Genomic DNA, 19962 nt, shown 5'->3' with positions numbered 1-19962 from the left:
AGATAGTGACCAATTTCTTTTAACCGAGAAGAGAAATCAGTCCCGCACCGATAAAAACGAGAATGCCCACAATGAGGAGCACCGGAGGAATGGTCTCTTCTTTTTTAAGAAAAAAATAAGCCAGGATGACGGTTATGACAGGGTCGACAGCAAGAATTGCCACGGAATAGCTTACATAAATGAGGGAGGCGGACAGGTAAAAGAACAGGAGGGCAAATCCTGTCAGTATTCCTGCCCAAATATAGTGGGGGTAACGAAAGGAAGCTTTCATGAAAACAAAGAAAGAATTATCTGTCCTGAATGTTTCATAGACAGTCAGAACAAATAAAGCGATTACGGTACCGATGAACGCTCCAAGGACAGGTTCGTATAATACATTCATTGCTTCTTTTGTGAGTCCCTGTCCAAAGCCGTAACCAACTGCTGCAAGAAGGGCATACAAGTATCCTGACCGCTGGACTTTGGTCCGGTCTTCTTTAAACGTGAAGACGGCTAGCACAAATAAGCCTGTCAGGATACAGATGATACCGATCATGGGACCGGGAGCAATACGTTCATGGAGAAAGAACAATGCGAAGATCAGTGTAAATACCGGTGCGGAATTTTTTATGGCAACGGCTTTAGAAGAACCGTTTATCCGAATGCTTTTGTATAATAGTGGTCTGCCTATAACATTTATTAAAAAACCTGCAGTGGCAAAAAGGAGTATTCCATTTACAGTCAGTTGAGGTGGTTCTTTTATAAACGAAGCCGCCAGAAGTGCTGCCCCTAAAACAAGGACGTTCATCAGGGTAATGACCCATAGCCCGTTTGTTGTGGAATGGGTCATTCCTTTTTTCAACACAATGTTTGTGATGGAAAAGCAGAGTGCTGATAAGAAAGCGAGTAAAAACCCCATAACCGTCACCCTCACAGATTCGTTATCTGTTAGGTTATGTTAAAACCGGGCAGAAGTGACCATTACCTCATGACGCTCCCTCCGGATATTTTCACAGATTCACCAATGATATTGGAGGCTGCATCAGTGAGGAGGAACAATATGGTGTTGGCTACTTCTTCAGGTTCTGTCAGCCGGCCTGAAGGAAGACCCTCCTCAACGATTTTCAGCTGTTCTTCAAACGAGCGGTTCTGCCGCTTTCCTTTTCGCGAAATGGCATCACGAGCCATTTGTGTATTTACAAATCCGGGACATACTGCATTCACACGGATATTGTTTTCGATTGCTTCTACTGCCAGTGCCTGGGTGAAACCGGTAAGAGCGAATTTGGATGCACTGTAGGCGCTGTTGCCATAGGTGCCTCTTAAACCGGAAAGGGAAGAGACATTCACAATGGTCCCATGCTGTTTCTCGATCATTTGATTGTATACCGCCTGTGTAAATAACACCGTAGACGTAAAGTTAAGCTCCAGAATGTTTCTGAGATCGTCCTCTGAGAGACGCTCAACTGTATCCCCGCCTCCGATCCCCGCAGCATTAACGAGACCGGTTACTGGACCCAGGTTGCCGGCTGCCTGCTTTAGGAGTGACTCCCGGTCATGTTTCTTTGTCAGATCACCTATGTGTGCATATATACTGGCATCCTGATTGCTGTTTTCAATTTCTTCTTTTATTTTATAAAGCTTTTTTTCATTTCTTCCGGTAATCGTAATCGATGCTCCAAGCTCTGCTGCAATTTTTGCAGTTTCATACCCGATCCCGCCTGTAGCTCCGGTAATCAGGAGATGCTTATCATTGAATGATTCCTTGTTAAAAACCGTCATAAGTAATGCCTCCTTCAACGTTTATGTGTCCATGTTACCCATTTCCGTTTCTCCTGAAACAGGGCGGAGGAAGTCATATCCTGAGAGAAATATTAATGATCATGGTATAATTTGGTCGCATGACACTTTTATAAAAGCGAGGCGTTCATCATGGTAAAGGTCATCTTATTTGATTTGGATGGGACACTGCTTCCCATGGACACGGAAGCTTTTGTAGAAAATTACATAAAAGAACTTGCACCAAGAGTCGCTCACATTATGGACCCGAAACAATTTGTACAGGCCCTATGGGCGGGAACGGAAGCCATGATCAAAAACAAGGACCATCAAAAAACGAATGAAGCGGTATTTGAAGAAACCTTTCTCTCGTTAATCCCGGTAACTAAAGAAGAGATATGGCCAACACTTGACGCTTTTTATGAAAAGGTCTTTCCCGGGTTTTCTCATATGAGCGAGCCGACTCCGCTTGCAAAGGAGGTTGTGGAAGAGGCTGTTGAAAAGGGATATCGCGTTGCTATTGCAACAAATCCGGTTTTTCCAAGAGCAGCCATCAACCACAGAGTAAACTGGGCTGGAATATCACATATTCCCTTTGAACTGGTAACCGTCTATGAGGAAAGTGTCTACACGAAGCCACATACAGAATATTACAAACACATTTGTGACCAGCTGGAGGTAAATCCGGATGACTGCTTGATGGTAGGTAATGACAAGCAGGAAGATATGTCCGCCAGTGCCATCGGGATGAGAACGTATCTTGTTGAAGGTCACGTGATCGACAGGGGTGCTCCTCAATTCACAATTGATGACCACGGAACTTTGGAAGACTTTTATAAAGACCTGAAGAATGGCAGCGGTGTGTTCCAGTACAGCTGAAGATGGAGGGATTACAGTGGAGAATATTAAGAACATTTTTTGTATCGGACGTAATTATGCTAAGCACGCAGAGGAACTTGGAAACCAGATACCAAAGTCACCTCTTATTTTCTCTAAACCAACAGGTTCCCTTGTAAAAGCAGAGAATCAGGATATTTTGTTTCCTTCTGACCGGGGACCGGTCCATTACGAAGCGGAGATTGTTCTTTTTATTGGAAAAGAGGTCGGATCTACGTTCGAAGTTGAAGATGTTGTCGATAAAATGGCGTTAGGGATCGACTTTACTCTAAGGGACGAACAAACGAGGCTTAAAGAAAAAGGCCATCCATGGTTAAAGGCAAAAGGGTTTAAAAATGCTGCGCTGGTAACGGAATTCTGGCCTTTCCCAGGCCTTAATACTTGTCAGGAAACGGATTTTACCCTTGTTCAAAACGGAAATGAAGTCCAAAGAGGAAACATTCAAAACATGATGTTTGATTTTCACAGAATTATAAAGGATTGTCATGATTTATTCGGCCTTGCACCGGGAGATATCATTTATACCGGAACACCTGAAGGCGTCGGCCAGATTACTGCCGGTGATGAGTATGTCCTCAAGTGGGGAGAAAAAGAGAAAGGACGGTTTACGGTCAATAAGTACGAGCGTACAGGCAGATAATGGAATCTTCCGGTGTATAAAACAGCTGTTGCGTTTTTTACCGTACTCATATACAATAGGGTTCAATATTTAAATTAAGTGAATATTTACACAATCTTATCACGAGAGACGGAGGGAAAGGCCCGATGAAGTCTCAGCAACCAACCAATAAGGTCAGGTGCTAATTCCTGCGCATTTGTTCGCGCAAAGATAAGAAGAGGCTGATGTTTTTTTACATACTGACCTTCTTCTTATTTTTATAAGAAGAAGGTTTTTTATTATTTATTACTCTCTAGGAGGCTGTCACACGTGTACCGAAAAGAACTGGAAACGACCTTTGTACAAATTGGAAACCGTAAAGATGAAACGACAGGCGCCGTCAATGCCCCGATTTACTGTTCGACAGCCTACAGGCACGAAGGAATAGGGCAGTCCACAGGCTATGATTATTCCAGGACAGGAAACCCGACACGGATTATTTTAGAAGATGCCATTGCTGAGCTGGAGGGAGGAGACCGGGGATTTGCCTGTTCATCCGGAATGGCGGCGATCCAGGTTGTATTATCCCTGTTTGAGAGCGGTGATGAGATTATTGCATCCAGCGACCTGTACGGAGGAACCTACCGCCTTTTTGAAGAGGGATGGAAACGTTGGGGGCTGTCCTTTTCCTATGCAGACGGCCGGGACCCTGAGACGTTCCGGTCGCTTATTACAGAAAAAACGAAAGCACTCTTTATCGAAACACCGACAAACCCACTGATGCATGAAGCAGACCTTGGCGCCATCAGTAAACTGGCGGAAGAAAACAACCTGCTTTTGATCGTAGATAATACGTTTTATACACCTTTGCTGCAACGGCCAATAAAGGAAGGTGCACATATTGTCATTCACAGTGCTTCTAAATATCTTGCGGGGCATAACGATGTGATTGCCGGTTTAATTGTGACTAAAGGAGAGGATCTCTCAGAGAGACTGTTTTACTTTTTTAACAGTATGGGTCCCGTTCTTTCCCCCCTTGATTCGTGGCTTGTGATGAGAGGAATGAAGACACTGCCTCTCAGAATGGAAAAACATCAGGAGAATGCCAGGGCTGTTGCAGATTACCTGCGTGGTCATAATGACGTTTCCGATGTAATCTACCCGGGCCATGGGGGAATGCTTTCATTTCGCGTAACCGATGAACACAAGGTGGATAATTTACTGCAAAACCTTAGTCTGATTACATTCGCCGAAAGTCTTGGTGGTGTTGAAAGCCTTATGACGTATCCGGCTACACAAACTCATGCAGATATTCCGGAACAGGTAAGGAATGAACTGGGGGTATGTAACCGCCTCCTCCGCTTTTCAGTCGGAATCGAGTCGGCTGAAGATTTAATCGGGGATTTAGACCAGGCCTTTAAAGCTGTTCGATCAAAGGAGGACTGTTGATGCTAACAGAAAAAGAGGAACTGAGTTTACAGACAAGACTGCTCCACCACAAATATAAAAGTGATTCACAGACAGGTGCGGTAAGTGTTCCGATACAGCATGCCTCAACGTTTCATCAGGAAACCCTGGACTCGTTCGGAAAGTATGATTACGCACGGTCCGGCAATCCAACAAGAGAAGCCCTCGAGGAGATCATTGCAGGCCTTGAAAACGGTACGAAAGGATTTGCCTTTGCTTCAGGAATGGCTGCTATTTCAACCACGTTTATGCTTTTGTCTGCCGGGGATCATCTTGTGATCACAGAAGACGTGTATGGCGGCAGTTACAGAATGACAACAGAAGTGCTCACCCGCATGGGTATTGAACACACTTTTGTTGATATGACGAATGTAGAAAGTGTGGAAAGAGCGATTCGTCCAAATACCCGGATGATATACATGGAAACACCATCAAACCCGACGATGAAAATAACACCGGTAAAAGAGATTACCGGTCTTGCCAGGAAAAATGACTGTATCAGTGTTGTTGACAATACGTTTTTAACCCCTGTCCTTCAGCGCCCTCTTGACCTCGGGGCAGATATTGTCGTCCATAGTGCGACTAAATTTATCGGGGGCCACAGCGATGTAGTGGCGGGGCTTGCTGTAGTAAAGGGCCCGGTCATTGCCGAAAAGATCGGATTTTTACAAAACAGCTTTGGGGCCATTCTCGGCCCTCAGGATGCATGGCTGATTATGCGGGGCATTAAAACGATGCATACAAGAATGGAAGCGTCGGAAAAGTCTGCTTTGAAAATCGCCCGCAGGCTCAGTGAACATCCGGCCGTCAACCGTGTTTATTACCCGGGCCTTGAAACTCACTCGGGCTATGACCAGAATAAGCTGCAGTCAGAAGGTTCCGGTGCTGTTTTATCTTTTGAGTTAAGAGATAGAAGTCACGTAAAAAAAGTAGTGGAATCTGTACAGCTGCCTGTATTTGCCGTGAGTCTCGGGGCTGTTGAATCCATTCTTTCCTATCCGGCGCAGATGTCCCATGCGGCAATGCCCCAGGCAGAAAGGGAGAAGAGAGGGATCACCGACGGCCTTCTCAGATTATCCGTCGGTCTGGAAAAAGCAGAAGACATCATAACAGATTTAGAACGAGCATTATAGCCGGAAAGGAGCATGAGAGTGAATTTCAATGAACGTATAAAAGAAGGATTATTAGTAGGAGACGGAGCGATGGGGACGCTGCTTTACCAGGAAGGGTATGACGGCTGTTTTGAGAAATTAAACGTCACCTCCCCTGAAAAGGTCCGTGCAATCCATCAGCAATACCTTGAAGCCGGTGCCGACGTGATTCAGACGAATACGTATGCGGCAAACAGTTTGAAGCTTTCCCGGTATAATCTTGAAAACCGGGTTGATGATATAAATGAAAAGGCGGTTTTGATCGCAAAGGAAGCTGCGAATGGTGAAGCCTATGTGTTTGGCACTATTGGAGGAATCGGCTATATTCACCCTCAGGAATACGATACCGAAGACATTACTAAAAGTCTGGAAGAGCAGGCACTGGTACTTCTTCAAAGCGAAGTTGATGGTTTTTTACTGGAAACCTTTTATCACTTTGAAGAGCTGCGCTCATTAGTCAGGTTTATCCGAAAGCGAACAGACAGGCCCATCGTTGCGCAGGTGACACTTGGTGATATTGGTGTGCTGCAGGGAGGGATCCCATTAAGAGAGGCTCTCGTTCAGCTTGAGAATGAAGGAGTGGATGTAGCAGGCCTGAATTGCAGGATGGGCCCTTATCATATGCTCAGGTCGCTGGAAGAAGTTCCGGTTCCTGAAAAAGCTGCTCTATGTGCCTACCCGAATGCCAGCCTGCCGAATGTTCGTGATGGAAAGTATTTTTATCAGTCCAATCCATCCTATTTCGGCGACATGACAGAAACACTCATCGAACAAGGGGTCCGGCTGATCGGAGGCTGCTGCGGTACGACACCCGATCATGTGAGACAAATACGACAGGCCATTGATGAAAAACAGCTCAGACCTGTTACGGAAAAATTCGTAAAGGGGAGGGAAGCGTCCATCGTTTCTGTTGTCTCTCCATCAGCGGAGGAAAGCCTGCCGGATCTATCGAAGAAAAGAAAAAGCATCATCGTTGAGCTGGATCCGCCAAAAGCCTTGTCTCAGGCTGATGAGTTCATGAAAGGGGCAACAGCTTTAACAGAAGCAGGGGTCGATGCAGTAACACTGGCAGACAATTCTCTTGCTTCGTCCCGTATCGATAACCTTGCATTAGGCTCTCTCATTAAGCAGAAAACGAAAGGAAACCCTTTGCTTCATGTTGCCTGCCGCGACAGAAACATGATCGGTTTGCAATCTCATTTACTCGGACTTCATACTTTGGGTATCAATGACGTTCTGGCCATTACGGGGGATCCCGCAAAAGTCGGTGACTTTCCAGGGGCAACATCCGTCTATGATATGGCTTCAATGGACCTGATCAGGCTGATGAAACAATTAAACGAAGGTATCTCTTTTTCAGGTAAAGATCTTGGTGCCAAAACATCGTTTACGGTAGCAGCTGCTTTTAATGCAAACGCGAGACATCTGGACCGGGAAGTGAAACGGCTGGAGAAGAAGATTGAAGCAGGTGCAGATTACTTCATGAGTCAGCCCGTATACAGTATTGAGCAGTTTGAGCAGGTTTATGAAGCTACGAAACATTTACCTGTTCCGGTCTATATCGGGATCATGCCTCTGGTGAGCAGCAGAAACGCTGAATTTTTGCACCACGAAGTTCCGGGGATCACTCTCTCGGATGAAGTACGGAGCCATATGGCGAAGTTCTCCTCCGATCCGGAAGCGAGTCAGAAGGAAGGGCTCCGGATTGCCGAGTCGTTAATTGATGCAGCAACCGAATACTTCTCCGGTATTTACCTCATTACACCGTTTTTACGGTACAATATGACCGTTCAGCTTACAAAACACATTAAAGAGAAAGAAGCACTCACATTGGAGTCTCTCCGGTAACATTGACTGAAAGGACGATCTACTATGACTAAGACGACATTTGAACAGGCACTGGAAAACCGCATTCTCGTCCTCGATGGTGCTATGGGAACCATGCTTCAGAATGCCGCACTGACGGCAGATGACTTTGGCGGCGAACCGTACGATGGGTGCAATGAGTATTTAAACATTACTGCGCCTGACGTCATTCGAACCATTTACCGCACTTACCTTGAAGCCGGTGCGGATATTATAGAAACGAACACATTTGGAGCCACTGATCTTGTTCTGGCCGATTATGACCTGGGCCACCTTGCCTATGAAGTCAATAAACAGGCAGCGATTCTGGCAAAGGAAGAAGCACGGACTTTTTCCACTCCCGAAGAAGAACGGTTTGTTGCAGGGGCAATGGGTCCGACAACCAAATCTCTTTCCGTTACCGGGGGAACGACTTTTGAAGAACTCATTGAATCATACAAAGAGCAAGTGGAAGGTCTCCTCGATGGCGGCGTTGATCTCCTGCTCCTGGAAACGAGCCAGGATATGAGGAATGTAAAGGCAGCATATCTTGCAATTGAAAAAGTATTTTCAGAGAGAGAAACAAAAATCCCCCTGATGGTTTCCGGAACGATAGAACCGATGGGAACCACCCTTGCCGGGCAGAATATTGAGGCTTTCTACATTTCTCTTGAACATATGAATCCTACGGTTGTTGGATTAAACTGCGCGACAGGGCCTGAATTTATGCAGGACCACCTTCGTTCATTATCAGATCTGGCCACATCCTACGTGCACTGTTACCCGAACGCAGGGCTTCCGGATGAAGAGGGCCATTATCATGAATCACCTCAGTCTCTGGCTAAAAAGCTGGAAGGATTTGCGGAAAAAGGCTGGCTGAACATTGCCGGGGGCTGCTGCGGAACAACCCCAGAACATATCACCGCGATCAAGGAAGCTGTTTCATCCTACAAACCGCGGAAACGGACCGAATCCCATCCCCATGTGGTTTCGGGGATTGAGCCTCTCGTCTACGACGATTCCATGCGCCCTCTTATGGTAGGAGAGCGGACGAATGTGATCGGGTCAAAGAAATTCAAATCTCTTATTTCCGAAGGGAAATACGAAGAAGCTTCTGAAGTTGCCCGGGCTCAAGTAAAGAGGGGAGCTCATGTGATTGATGTCTGTCTGGCTGATCCTGACCGGGATGAGCTTGAAGATATGAAGAAGTTCCTGGAGCACGTGATCAATAAAGTAAAGGTTCCGCTAATGATTGACTCTACTGACGAAAAAGTCATTGAAAAAGCGCTCACCTACTCCCAGGGTAAAGCGATTATTAACTCGATTAATCTGGAAGACGGGGAAGAGCGTTTTGAAGCGGTGGCTCCCCTGGTGAAACGTTTTGGCGCTGCAGTCGTTGTAGGAACGATTGACGAAGAGGGGATGGGAGTCTCAGCTGAAAGAAAGCTGGAAATTGCAAGACGATCCTACGACCTCCTCGTCCATAAATACAATATTCCGCCTCAGGACCTTATTTTTGACCCCCTTGTATTTCCCGTCGGAACAGGGGATGAGCAGTATATCGGCTCTGCAGCAGCAACGGTCGAAGGGATAAAGCTGATCAAGGAAGAATTTCCTGAGTGTTTAACCATCCTCGGTGTGAGTAATGTGTCGTTCGGCCTTCCGCCTTTAGGCCGGGAAGTATTAAATGCGGCTTATGTATATCACTGTACAAAAGCCGGGCTTGATTATGCGATTGTAAATACAGAAAAACTCGAACGCTACGCTTCAATTTCCAAAGAGGAAAAACAGCTTGCAGACGAACTGTTATTTAATACAAATGACGAAACGCTGGCGACATTTACGGCATTCTACCGGAAAAAAAAGGTGGAAAAGAAAGTTGAGGTTTCAACATTAACACTGGAAGAGCGGCTTGCAAGCTATATTGTGGAAGGAACGAAGGAAGGCTTGTTTAAAGACCTGGACGAGGCACTTGCCAAATATGACACCCCTCTTGATATCATAAATGGTCCATTGATGAATGGTATGGATGAAGTCGGACGTCTCTTTAACGATAATGAACTGATTGTTGCAGAAGTTCTCCAATCAGCTGAAGCCATGAAGGCTGCGGTTGCCCACCTTGAGCCGTTTATGGAGAAAAAGAAAGATGACCGCGGAAAAGGGAAGATTCTCCTTGCTACAGTAAAGGGTGACGTTCACGACATCGGCAAGAACCTTGTTGAAATTATCCTGAAAAATAATGGATTCCAGATTGTAAACCTCGGCATTAAGGTAACAGCGAACGAATTGATTGAGGCTGTTGAGCGGGAGGATCCTGATGCGATCGGGCTGTCAGGCCTTCTTGTTAAATCAACACAGCAGATGGTTCTCACAGCCAATGACCTTAGGGAAAGAGGAATTTCCATTCCTATTCTCGTAGGGGGAGCTGCTCTTACACGCCGTTTTACAGAGAACAAGATTTCCAAAGAGTACGAGGGTCTCGTGTTATATGCGAAAGACGCAATGAACGGTCTGGATCTTGCAAATAAGCTTGCCAAGCCCGACGAGAGGGAGTATTTACTCATTTCTCACAGGGAGAAACAGGCCCGTATTGCAGAAGCTGAAAATGAGAGTGACAAGACGCAGCAGACAGCAACAGCCACCCTTGAGCGTCCCGTATCCGAGGTATCTAAAACTGCTCCTTTATACAAACCTGAAGACTATAAAAAGCATATTTTAAGAGATTACAGCTTATCTCATCTGTATCCTTATATAAATATGCAGACATTAATCGGACATCATCTTGGTGTAAAAGGAAAAATCGAACGAAACCTTGAACGGGGCGATAAAAAAACAGAACAACTTCTGGAGAGAGTTCACGAGTTGCTTGCGAAAGCAAACGATGACGGAAGTCTCAACGTCAACGGAATGTATCAGTTTTTCCCGGCTCAGTCCGATGGAAACGACGTCATTGTCTACGACCCTGAGGATCACAGCCGTGTTCTTGAACGGTTTTCGTTTCCACGTCAAAAGAAGAAGCCTTACCTTTGTCTGGCCGACTTCCTGCGTTCCGTTGAAAGTGGTGAAATGGATCATGTGGGGTTTTTAACCGTCACTGCCGGCCGTGGTGTAAGAAAGCTCGCAGAAGAAGCGAAGGAGGCGGGGGATTACCTGGAAAGCCACTTGATTCAGGCGACTGCTTTGGAGCTTGCAGAGGGCTTTGCAGAAAGGATTCACCAGCTCATGCGGGATAAATGGGGCTTCCCTGACAGTGTGGACTTCACGATGAAGGACCGTTTTGCCGCTAAATACCAGGGTGTGAGAGTATCGTTCGGTTATCCTGCCTGTCCGAATCTCGATGACCAGGGGAAGCTGTTTAAATTGTTAAACCCTGAGCAAATCGGCGTGCAGTTAACAGATGAGTTCATGATGGAGCCGGAAGCGAGTGTATCCGCTATGGTTTTCGCTCACCCGGAAGGCAGATATTTCGCTGTGTAAATAAAAGTGATGGATCAGGCTTCGGGCCTTTTCCATCACTTTTTTTGAGACCAGCGTCGGCAATTGTCAGTAAAGGAACAAGGGCCCGGTGTAATGTGTGTCCAAAAGGATATACCCCAAAATCACAAGCAGGATAAAAAGAACCAAAATCAGGATTAACTGTTCACTCTTCATCGTGGGATCCCTCCGCGTTCTTATAATTACAGCCTATGTTTTCAGGAAGGGGATGTGCCCAACTTTTTTTATTGAGTGTTTTAAAAAAGTAGAATGAGTTCATAAGTCCTGAAAGGACGGGGAAGCAAATGAAGGTTGTCGGAGTTGATTTAGCGGGACCCAGTAATCATAGAGACACTGTAATGGCGGTTTTTCAGCACACAGGCGGAAAATTGGAACTGAGGAATCTTGAAAGCGGTGTGAGTGACTTATCCTTCTTAAACGCAGTAGAAGAATTGTCCGAGTCTGATCACGTTGTCATCGGTATTGATGCGCCGTTATCCTATGCTGATGGGGGAGGAGACCGGGCTGGGGATAAGGAATTGCGAAAGTACATTGTGTCTCTTGGAATGCGATCAGGATCTATTATGTCACCTACCTATTCAAGAATGGCGTATTTAACATTGCGGGGGATCAGGCTCACAAGGGAGCTCGAGCGCCTGCCTCATGCTGACCGTATTTCAATTGTGGAAGTACATCCTGGAGCAGCCATTAGTTCCAGGATAGACGCCGGTAAGTTTTTTCATGTATTGGAGTATAAAAAAGGGCGATCTTCAAGGGAATTTATGCTCGGGTGGTTTAAAGAACAGCAATTGAAGGGGATACCGGAGGGTTGTAAAGAAGAAAGTCACCTGATTGACGCATGTGCAGCAGCTTTAAGTGCCTGGCACTGGGCAGATCCAGAGTTAAAGTCGAGATGGCTTTATCCTGCTGATCCTCCCCTGAATCCTTATGATTATTGTTGCTGATATAAGCCGAAGTGCTATTATTAGCGATTGCGAACGTATGTTTGCATAATGGATTTAGAGCATTTTTCATAACGTCAGTCATCCACTTCCAGGGTAAGGGGTTGGATTTGGTGAGCGTAAAAAGATGTAAGCTGAGTGATCATGAAATCGTGAAGATGTATGAAGAAGGGATGAGGACGGTGGATATCGCTGTCCTCGCAGGTGTGTCTCAGAAAACCGTTAATGTTGTTTTGAGACGAAATGATGTGAAAAGGCGGGCGAGAGGGAGCTGGAAACGAAAATATCAGGTGAACGAGGATTATTTTAAAACGTGGTCACCGACTATGGCCTATGTTCTTGGGTTTTTCGCAGCAGACGGTTGTATTTCCGGGCAGACACAGACAGTTTCGTTTGCACAAAATGAGATTGAAATTCTGGAGGATATCCGGGATGAACTGGGTTCAAATCATCGTATTGTAAAGAACGATGAAACCGGTGTGTACATTCTGAATATACACAGTAAAATCATGAAGGATGATTTAATGAATATTCACGGGATGTTTCCGGCTAAATCAAATACATTTAACTTTCCAGACGTGCCAGATGAGTATTTGAGTCATTTTATAAGAGGCTATTATGATGGGGATGGTTCACTGTATAAAAAAACGTTTTATATTGTGTTTGTAGGTGGTTCAGAAGTATTTATGGATAGGCTGAGACAAATAATTAACAGTCATATTGGTGACTGCAGGTTTATGAGTGACAAAACCAATTACAGAATCCATATAAGCGGGAAAAAAACAATCAAATCCTTTCTGGATTGGATTTATAAGAATAAAAACATATTCCTTAAGAGAAAGTTTGAACGATTCATAGATCTATACAAAAATTTACCTGAAGAAAGCTTGGAAAACAGAAAATTAAAGCGAACAAATGATTCAGTAATTTATAGAAAAGAGGTTTTTCTTCGCAAGTACAGGCACTGCTTTGATATACAGAAATCCTGTAATGAAGCAAAAATTAATTATTCAACCTACGTAACCTGGGTTAAAAATGATTTGGATTTCAAAGCTGAGATCGAAACAATTAATTCAAAATAATTACTAAAGAAGGGCTTCCAAGAGAGGAGGCTCTTAATTATGATTTTTCACAGTAGACATAATATCTATTATCGTACTCAATGTAGAAATCAAAAGATGGTGTATCATATCCTAAGTAAACTCAATGTTTTGAGACAAAACAAAAAAACAGCAATTATTAATGTCATAAATCATCGGATTTAATTACGGTTTGATTTAATCGATTATTTTATTATTTGATTTAAAGTTCATTTAAACTAAATCAATTCCTTGGATATGTATCTTAAGAAAACTATTGTGTTTTATTTAATAATTATATTGGAATGTTCTTCTTTGCTTACTTAGTATGCGGCAGTCTTCCAGCTTAACGTATATGAATTATTTTTTGTTTACATAATCATATTATGGTTAATTCTATCGTGTATAAAAAAATTCCCGACTGTTTTGAGTCAGGAATTAATATCTTTTCTTATTCATTACGAAGATCTTTTACAAAATACATAAGCAGCTGATCATCTACCGTCACCTTTGTGCCGGGTTCAACAGGCTCATTATCATACGTTATACCTTGCAGATCCGGCAGGTACCCCCGTTTCAGATAAATGTGCATTGCCGTACTGTAATCCTTGTATAAACCGACGCCCAGCCCTACATTGTTATGATGCTTTAATGCTATTCGTTCAAGTTCATCCATCATTACCGTTGCAATGCCACTACGCCGGAATTCCGGAAATACAATCAAATCACCGATCTCAGGAATATGCTTTTCTTTAAAATAGGAATATTCCGAATGACATTTCATCTGGCAGCAGCCCGCAAGAGTATTATTATAAAAAGCCAGCAGGGTAATTCTTTCATTATACTTGTTTTCTTCAAGGCAGCGTTCAAAATATTCTTTATCACGATCAAGACCGCGTGTAATAAACGCTGCTTTGAGCATCGATAAATCTTCTGGTTCGATGGTACGAATAATTGTCCGGTGCATATTACCCCTCAAATTCTTCCGAATAATTGTTTTCTTACACAAATGTACCATATCTTAAACCTTAAGTATTAGTTGTCATCACTCTGTAATTAAGTTGTAAACAATCAGTTACTTTGTTAGTAGATGAAGAACAAAAGTTTCACTTCATTTGTACCTAAAGTACTAATGATTCAATAATTATCATGGTTATTTTGACAGTCGTTGTGACAAGACAGCTGTTAATATTTATTGTATTTATCCTTAATGATTCTCTCTGCGAAGGTACGGTTTCAATATTATATGGAGAAAGTATTAGTTTACATAACTAAGATACGATTAGAGGTGTTACTTACTCTTTTATACTCATCAGAATGATTAATTACAAATCAAACACAACCAAAAAAAAAATAACCGACTGGATCTCAGACGGTTATTTTTTTTTGGTTACGCCTCGCGTCTTAACGCAGATAATACGTTAACGCGTGTTGCTTTTGCTGCAGGTCTGAACCCTGACAGCATAGCAACAGCCACACTGATTCCAGTTGCTATCATTACCAGCTGGAATGGAATATAAGAAAAGGTAATGTCAATCCCCTCTGCCCCTGTAGTTGCCTCAAGGATCATTGGGATAAATAGATTAGCCCCCACACTGACAACATAAGCGATTCCGACACCAAACAAAGAACCAAGAAGGCCGATTGAAGCACTCTCCATTAGAAACATTCGTTTTATTGCTGAAGGGTTTGCTCCCAGCGCTTTCATCACTCCAATTTCATGTGTACGTTCCGTTACAGCCATCGTCATCGTATTAAATATGCCAATCGAAGCGATAAGGACCGCTATTGTTCCAATAAATATCAATCCAGCCTTAAAAGCCGTAAAAAAAATATTCATTCCTTTCAATTCTTCTGAAATGGAATAAACCATGAACCCCTGTTCTTTCAGACCATTTGTGGCATCTTCGACCTGGTCTACACCTGCTACATGGGCTGTTACACTGTTGTACATGCCTTCCTGCCCCGTTAACGCTAATATTTCTTCACGCTTACTGTCTCCTAAATATAAGCTCCAATCCTGCAGCCAGTCTCTTGAAGGTTCATCTACTATGCCAACAATCGTAAACTCTTCAGAGTACGCAGTATTTTCATTCTCACCGGCAATAGTAAATAAAACAGTTTCCCCGATTAAGCTATCGTTAAAAGCAGTAAGTTCTGTGCTCTCGTCATCAGGATACTCCCCTGTTTCCGCATTAAATTCATATAAAATTTCATGAACATGATATCCGGCAATTATTTCGTTATCATTATCCGGAAAACGTCCTTCTGATAGTCTCAGATTACTCTCTTTTTCCGCCTCGAAGTCTGTAATAATACCATCTACGTTTCCTCTATACTTGTTATCCAGGGTTATTTCTGTAAATGAATCTATTCTGGATTGAGGAACGACCGACTGGATGCCTTCGGTGCTTTTAACATCATCAAGCCATTCTTCTGACATAGGGTGATATTCATCATCGATCATTTTTCCGTTTACATCAATTTGAGTCAGTGGCTGGTGACTCGAAGCTTCTTCCATCAGACTGTTTTGCAACCCGAATCCGATTGAGGCCAACACGATAAGAAAAGAGCATCCCATTGTCGTGGCCAGTATGGTCATAAAGATTCGAAGCTTGTTTTTCTTCATGTTTCTTGAAACAAATTGAATTTGATCAGTTAGCTTCAAAGTACACGCCGCCTTCCTGCTTCATCATTCCATCATGGATTTTAAGGGTGCGATTTCCAATGTTTGCAACTTCATGATCGTGAGTAATAATCAGAAAAGTGATCTGCTGGTCCTTGTTTAACTGTTTAATCAGGCTGAGCACTTCTGCCTCTGTTTCTGAATCGAGACTTCCTGTAGGCTCATCTGCCAGAATCATCATCGGTTCTGTAATAAGAGCTCTTGCAATGGATACCCGTTGCTGCTGCCCGCCTGAAAGTTCGTTTGGATAGTGCCCCTTATGTTCGGATAACCCCACTTTTTGAAGCATTTCATGGGCTTTCCCTTCTCTTGTCTTTCTGTCAATTCCTTTTAATGTGAGGGGCAGTTCCACATTTTCAAAAGCTGTAAGCCCGGGAATCAATTCATAATTTTGAAAGATGAATCCGAAATGATCCAGCCGGAACTTTGCCCATTGTTTTTCGTTTAAGTCAGTAACATCTGTACTGTTAATCGTAAGCTTTCCGGAATCTGCTTTTATGTAGCCGGACAGTAAATTAAGTACCGTCGACTTCCCGGAACCGCTCCTGCCTATGATCGAAACAATTTCTCCTTTATTTATTTCAAAGCATACATCCTTTAATACAGGTACAGACGATTGCTTTCCTTTCTTCCCGATCACATAAGAATAATGCAGATGCTCCACCTTTATCATCTTTCACTCTTCCTCCCTGGAATCTTTATAAATAGTTTCAAATACAAAGTGTCTCTTGTGTCTTAAGTGTATTACAATTATTAATACACTAAGATCATATATTGGAAACGAATGGATGTCAACCCTTTTCTGGAAATTGTATGGGGACAGACCCCATAGCCATCAAGTTAAGCGATTTAAGAATTTGAAGCAGAAGAAGTCAGGATGTAGCCGGAATGCCCTTCGCTTTCCGCGGGGGCGCCGGCAGAGGAAGCACCACTGCTTCTTCCTCTGCCAGTTATGCTTCGCAGCTTTCTGCGTCGAAGCAACTCGTAGCTTATTCGTGATGTAAACGCTCGTTGCTCCCGCAGGAGTCTCGAACATTCCGGCTACATCCTCTTTTACATTCTTATTTGAGTGCTTTTAAACATGAAGCAGCTTACAGGTTTCTAAATGCAGAAAATGTAAAAAGAAGAAACGGGACACACCGTGTAAGGTCTTAAAAGACACGATAAATAATGGTGAGGGAACAGAACTATTAAGGGTTTAAGAAAGGTGTTGTTTTGTAAGGATCAGTTTTATCAAAAAAGGAAGTGGAGCGAAAGGTGGCGACTCCTGTGGGATTAGCATCAACTGAAGACCCCGCAGGGCGGTCTTTCCCAAGGAGGCTGAAGTGATGCCCACGGAAAGCGTCCGCCTGTAGCGGAATTTGTTTAAGTTCAAAAAAATCTTCCAAAAGGAAGCTTCTTTGTCATGTCTAAATTACCAGAGGAAAGTAAGTTTAGGAAAGAAAACGAAAGAAACCGTCAAGTTCTGCTTAACTTGACGGCTACAGACCCCGCACAATTTTGGGATGCAGAAAGCCCGCCTTTCCAAACCGGAAAGGCGGGCTTTCATATGAGTGATTTAATTGTCTCAGAATAGAGTTGGATCGTTGTCAGGGTTTACAGTTACTTTTTCAGGAGTAGTGTTTGACGGTAGCAGCCAGGCGTCTTTCACTTCGCCTGTCTGAGTGACGTCAAAGATAAAGGATCCGTTTGTGTAACGGTCGCTTGCTCGTACTTTTTTAGTATCAACCGTTTCTACAGAGCCGTCTGCTGCCTGAATATGAACAGTAACTGCTCCTTCTGTTGCAAAGAATTTCGTAACACGGTGTGGCTGTCGCTTGAGCTCTTTTAACATAACAACGCCCCGTTTTGCCCGCGACGTCTTTTCGAAGACGGATAGAGACATTCGTTTGTATGCTCCCCGCTGGGTAATTAAGAAGAGTGATGGTGAGGCGTCCTTTGAAAATGCCTGGCCGCTGACCACCACATCATCATCTTTAAGATTAATGGCTTTTACACCAGCAGTCCTCTGTCCGGTTACGCTCACTTCTTCTTCATCATACCAAAGACCAAACCCTAGTCGAGTGGCGAAGAAAAGCTGTGCATTTCCGTCTGTAACATGGACATCAATCAAATCATCGTCTTTTTTCAGTTTAACTGCCATTAAGGCTCTTGAGTAACGCTGGGCTTTATAATCTGCCAGTGGTGTACGTTTCACCATGCCGTTTCTCGTAACAAAAAGAAGGTACTCCGCTTCATTGAACTCCGAAATCGGAATGGCTTTTAATACTACATCATCGCTGGCCATCTGTACGATGTTCGCTACATGCTGTCCGTTATCTTTCCATCTGATATCCGGGAGCTGATGAACAGGTAAGAACAAATAGGAACCTTTCTTTGTGAACAGAAGAAGTGTTTCCGTAGTATTCATCTCAAATTCGCCAATGAGCCTGTCATTTTCTTTCATGCCAGGCGGTTCTCCCTTGGACGACGCATGGGAACGAAGACTGGACCGTTTAACATAGCCTTCTTTTGTTACAGCAACGATGACATCTTCTGAAGGCACCACAACTTCGAGGTTAATTTTAAGATCCTCGATTTTTTCTTCTACCAGGGAACGGCGGTCTTCTGCATATTCTTTGCGAATGGCACGGAGCTCCCGCTTAATCTCACCGATAAGCTTTTTCTCGCTGCCAAGAATCTCTGAAAGCTTTTCGATCTGTTTACGAAGCTCATCAAATTCATTTTGAAGCGTTGTAATATCGGTATTGGTAAGTCGGTACAGCTGTAAGGTTACAATGGCTTCTGCCTGTGGTTCTGTAAAACCATACGCGTCCTGAAGGGCACGTTTTGCATCAGCTTTATCCTTGCTTGCCCGGATCGTTGCGATCACTTCATCAAGAATACTAACGGCTTTAATAAGTCCCTCGACAATATGCTGACGGTCCCTGGCTTTTTTCAAGTCAAATTCTGTACGGCGGGTCACAACTTCCTTCTGGTGCTGTATGTAGGCATCAAGAAGCTTTTTAAGACCAAGCTGCTGTGGCGTTTTCTTGTAGATAGCAACCATATTAAAGTTGTAGGAAATCTGCAGGTCTGTGTTCTTAAACAGGAAGTTTAGGATTCCCTGTGCATCTGCATCTTTTCGCAACTCAATGACAATGCGCAGTCCTGTGCGGTCCGTATCATCCCGCACTTCTGCAATCCCGTCAACCTTCTTATCCAAACGGAGCTCATCCATTTTCTTAACAAGATTGGCTTTGTTAATTTCATAAGGAATCTCATGAATTGTAATCTGCTCACGGCCCCCGCGCATCGTTTCAATCTCTGTTTTTCCACGGAGAACAATTTTTCCCTTGCCGGTCTCATACGCTTTCTTCAGTCCTTCAACCCCTTGAATAATACCGCCTGTAGGGAAATCAGGACCTTTAATATGCTCCATTAAATCATCGATCGTACAATCCGGTTTTTCCATCTGCATGATGGCTGCATCAATGACTTCTCCCAGGTTATGGGGAGGGAGGTCTGTGGCATACCCACTTGAAATTCCTGTCGACCCGTTTACAAGGAGGTTCGGAAACCGAGATGGGAGCACAACAGGCTCTGAATCAGAGTCGTCAAAGTTCGGCATAAATTCCACCGTATCTTTTTCGATATCCTTAAGCATCTCGGAAGATATTTTCGACAGCCTTGCCTCTGTATAACGCATGGCTGCAGGTGGATCTCCATCAATCGATCCGTTGTTTCCGTGCATCTCCACAAGGAGGTGACGCATTTTCCAGTCCTGACTCAGCCGGATCATGGCATCGTATACGGATGTATCTCCGTGAGGGTGATAGTTACCGATAACGTTACCAACTGTTTTGGCCGATTTACGGAACGGTTTGTCTGCCGTGTTTCTGTCATGGTGCATGGCATATAAAATACGCCGCTGAACGGGTTTAAGCCCGTCCCTGGCGTCAGGTAATGCCCGGTCCTGAATAATGTATTTGCTGTATCTCCCGAACCTGTCTCCGATCACATCTTCAAGAGGCAAGTCCAGGTAACGGTCTTTTTCTTGTTCCAC

Annotated in this window: 14 protein-coding genes and 1 riboswitch; of the genes, 8 read left to right on the top strand and 6 right to left on the bottom strand. The window is 43.9% G+C overall.

Features of this window, described 5'->3' with window-relative positions; genetic code table 11:
* Nucleotides 1-19 precede the first annotated feature (19 nt).
* Nucleotides 20-898 (bottom strand): DMT family transporter, encoded by an 879-nt coding sequence (locus tag JSY36_RS01390; protein WP_205164943.1) that lies wholly within the window; start codon nucleotides 896-898, stop codon nucleotides 20-22.
* Nucleotides 899-960: 62 nt separating this feature from the next.
* Nucleotides 961-1761, bottom strand: coding sequence for an SDR family NAD(P)-dependent oxidoreductase (locus tag JSY36_RS01385; RefSeq protein WP_205164942.1), 801 nt, complete (start codon nucleotides 1759-1761; stop codon nucleotides 961-963).
* Between the two features lie 150 nt (nucleotides 1762-1911).
* Here JSY36_RS01385 and JSY36_RS01380 point away from each other — a divergent pair, with 150 nt between their 5' ends.
* The 8 genes from JSY36_RS01380 to JSY36_RS01345 all read left to right on the top strand — a co-directional run bounded on the left by JSY36_RS01380 (nucleotide 1912) and on the right by JSY36_RS01345 (nucleotide 13234).
* Nucleotides 1912-2637, top strand: a complete 726-nt coding sequence (locus JSY36_RS01380; protein WP_205164941.1) for an HAD family hydrolase — start codon at nucleotides 1912-1914, stop codon at nucleotides 2635-2637.
* Nucleotides 2638-2653: 16 nt separating this feature from the next.
* Entirely contained in the window at nucleotides 2654-3295 is a 642-nt protein-coding gene (locus JSY36_RS01375) for a fumarylacetoacetate hydrolase family protein (protein ID WP_205164940.1), read from the top strand.
* 93 nt (nucleotides 3296-3388) lie between these two features.
* A riboswitch (SAM riboswitch) is annotated at nucleotides 3389-3491 on the top strand.
* 92 nt (nucleotides 3492-3583) lie between these two features.
* A complete protein-coding gene (locus JSY36_RS01370) occupies nucleotides 3584-4702 on the top strand; it encodes a methionine biosynthesis PLP-dependent protein (protein ID WP_205164939.1) in 1119 nt (372 codons plus the stop codon).
* A complete protein-coding gene (gene metC / locus JSY36_RS01365) occupies nucleotides 4702-5853 on the top strand; it encodes a cystathionine beta-lyase (protein WP_205164938.1) in 1152 nt (383 codons plus the stop codon). Before JSY36_RS01370 ends, metC begins: the two co-directional genes overlap by 1 nt.
* 18 nt (nucleotides 5854-5871) lie before the next feature.
* The gene (locus JSY36_RS01360) at nucleotides 5872-7719 is read left to right on the top strand and encodes a bifunctional homocysteine S-methyltransferase/methylenetetrahydrofolate reductase (RefSeq protein WP_205164937.1); all 1848 of its coding nucleotides are present in this window, start codon (nucleotides 5872-5874) and stop codon (nucleotides 7717-7719) included.
* A gap of 24 nt (nucleotides 7720-7743) precedes the next feature.
* Nucleotides 7744-11193 (top strand): methionine synthase, encoded by a 3450-nt coding sequence (gene metH / locus JSY36_RS01355; protein ID WP_205164936.1) that lies wholly within the window; start codon nucleotides 7744-7746, stop codon nucleotides 11191-11193.
* Between the two features lie 302 nt (nucleotides 11194-11495).
* Nucleotides 11496-12155 carry a DUF429 domain-containing protein gene (locus JSY36_RS01350; protein ID WP_205164935.1) on the top strand — a complete coding sequence of 220 codons (660 nt, stop codon included), beginning with the start codon at nucleotides 11496-11498 and terminating at the stop codon, nucleotides 12153-12155.
* Nucleotides 12156-12196: 41 nt separating this feature from the next.
* On the top strand, nucleotides 12197-13234 hold the full coding sequence (locus JSY36_RS01345) for an LAGLIDADG family homing endonuclease (protein ID WP_236784369.1): 1038 nt from the start codon (nucleotides 12197-12199) through the stop codon (nucleotides 13232-13234).
* A 448-nt stretch (nucleotides 13235-13682) separates the two neighbouring features.
* On the opposite strand, the gene JSY36_RS01340 is transcribed toward JSY36_RS01345, so the two are convergent.
* From JSY36_RS01340 to parC, 4 genes are all read right to left on the bottom strand, one after another.
* Complete coding sequence (locus JSY36_RS01340) at nucleotides 13683-14198, bottom strand: GNAT family N-acetyltransferase (protein WP_205164934.1); 516 nt, start codon at nucleotides 14196-14198, stop codon at nucleotides 13683-13685.
* Between the two features lie 423 nt (nucleotides 14199-14621).
* On the bottom strand, nucleotides 14622-15899 hold the full coding sequence (locus JSY36_RS01335; RefSeq protein WP_205164933.1) for an ABC transporter permease: 1278 nt from the start codon (nucleotides 15897-15899) through the stop codon (nucleotides 14622-14624).
* A complete protein-coding gene (locus JSY36_RS01330) occupies nucleotides 15886-16590 on the bottom strand; it encodes an ABC transporter ATP-binding protein (protein ID WP_205164932.1) in 705 nt (234 codons plus the stop codon). Before JSY36_RS01330 ends, JSY36_RS01335 begins: the two co-directional genes overlap by 14 nt.
* 894 nt (nucleotides 16591-17484) lie before the next feature.
* A complete protein-coding gene (gene parC, locus JSY36_RS01325; RefSeq protein WP_205164930.1) occupies nucleotides 17485-19962 on the bottom strand; it encodes a DNA topoisomerase IV subunit A in 2478 nt (825 codons plus the stop codon).

Origin of the sequence: Alteribacter salitolerans (assembly GCF_016901055.1) — a bacterium.
GTDB classification, from domain to species: Bacteria; Bacillota; Bacilli; order Bacillales; family Salisediminibacteriaceae; genus Alteribacter; species Alteribacter keqinensis.
The sequence above is the reverse complement of the archived record's forward strand: the minus strand, read 5'-3'. Positions and strand labels throughout refer to the sequence as shown.

What these genes read in the sequence shown, in the direction of transcription:
- metH (WP_205164936.1), top strand. Translation starts at nt 7,744, where the DNA reads ATGACTAAGACGACATTTGAACAGGCACTGGAAAACCGCATTCTCGTC.
- JSY36_RS01350 (WP_205164935.1), top strand. Translation starts at nt 11,496, where the DNA reads ATGAAGGTTGTCGGAGTTGATTTAGCGGGACCCAGTAATCATAGAGAC.
- JSY36_RS01385 (WP_205164942.1), bottom strand. Translation starts at nt 1,761, where the DNA reads ATGACGGTTTTTAACAAGGAATCATTCAATGATAAGCATCTCCTGATT.
- JSY36_RS01380 (WP_205164941.1), top strand. Translation starts at nt 1,912, where the DNA reads ATGGTAAAGGTCATCTTATTTGATTTGGATGGGACACTGCTTCCCATG.
- JSY36_RS01330 (WP_205164932.1), bottom strand. Translation starts at nt 16,590, where the DNA reads ATGATAAAGGTGGAGCATCTGCATTATTCTTATGTGATCGGGAAGAAA.
- JSY36_RS01390 (WP_205164943.1), bottom strand. Translation starts at nt 898, where the DNA reads ATGGGGTTTTTACTCGCTTTCTTATCAGCACTCTGCTTTTCCATCACA.
- JSY36_RS01340 (WP_205164934.1), bottom strand. Translation starts at nt 14,198, where the DNA reads ATGCACCGGACAATTATTCGTACCATCGAACCAGAAGATTTATCGATG.
- metC (WP_205164938.1), top strand. Translation starts at nt 4,702, where the DNA reads ATGCTAACAGAAAAAGAGGAACTGAGTTTACAGACAAGACTGCTCCAC.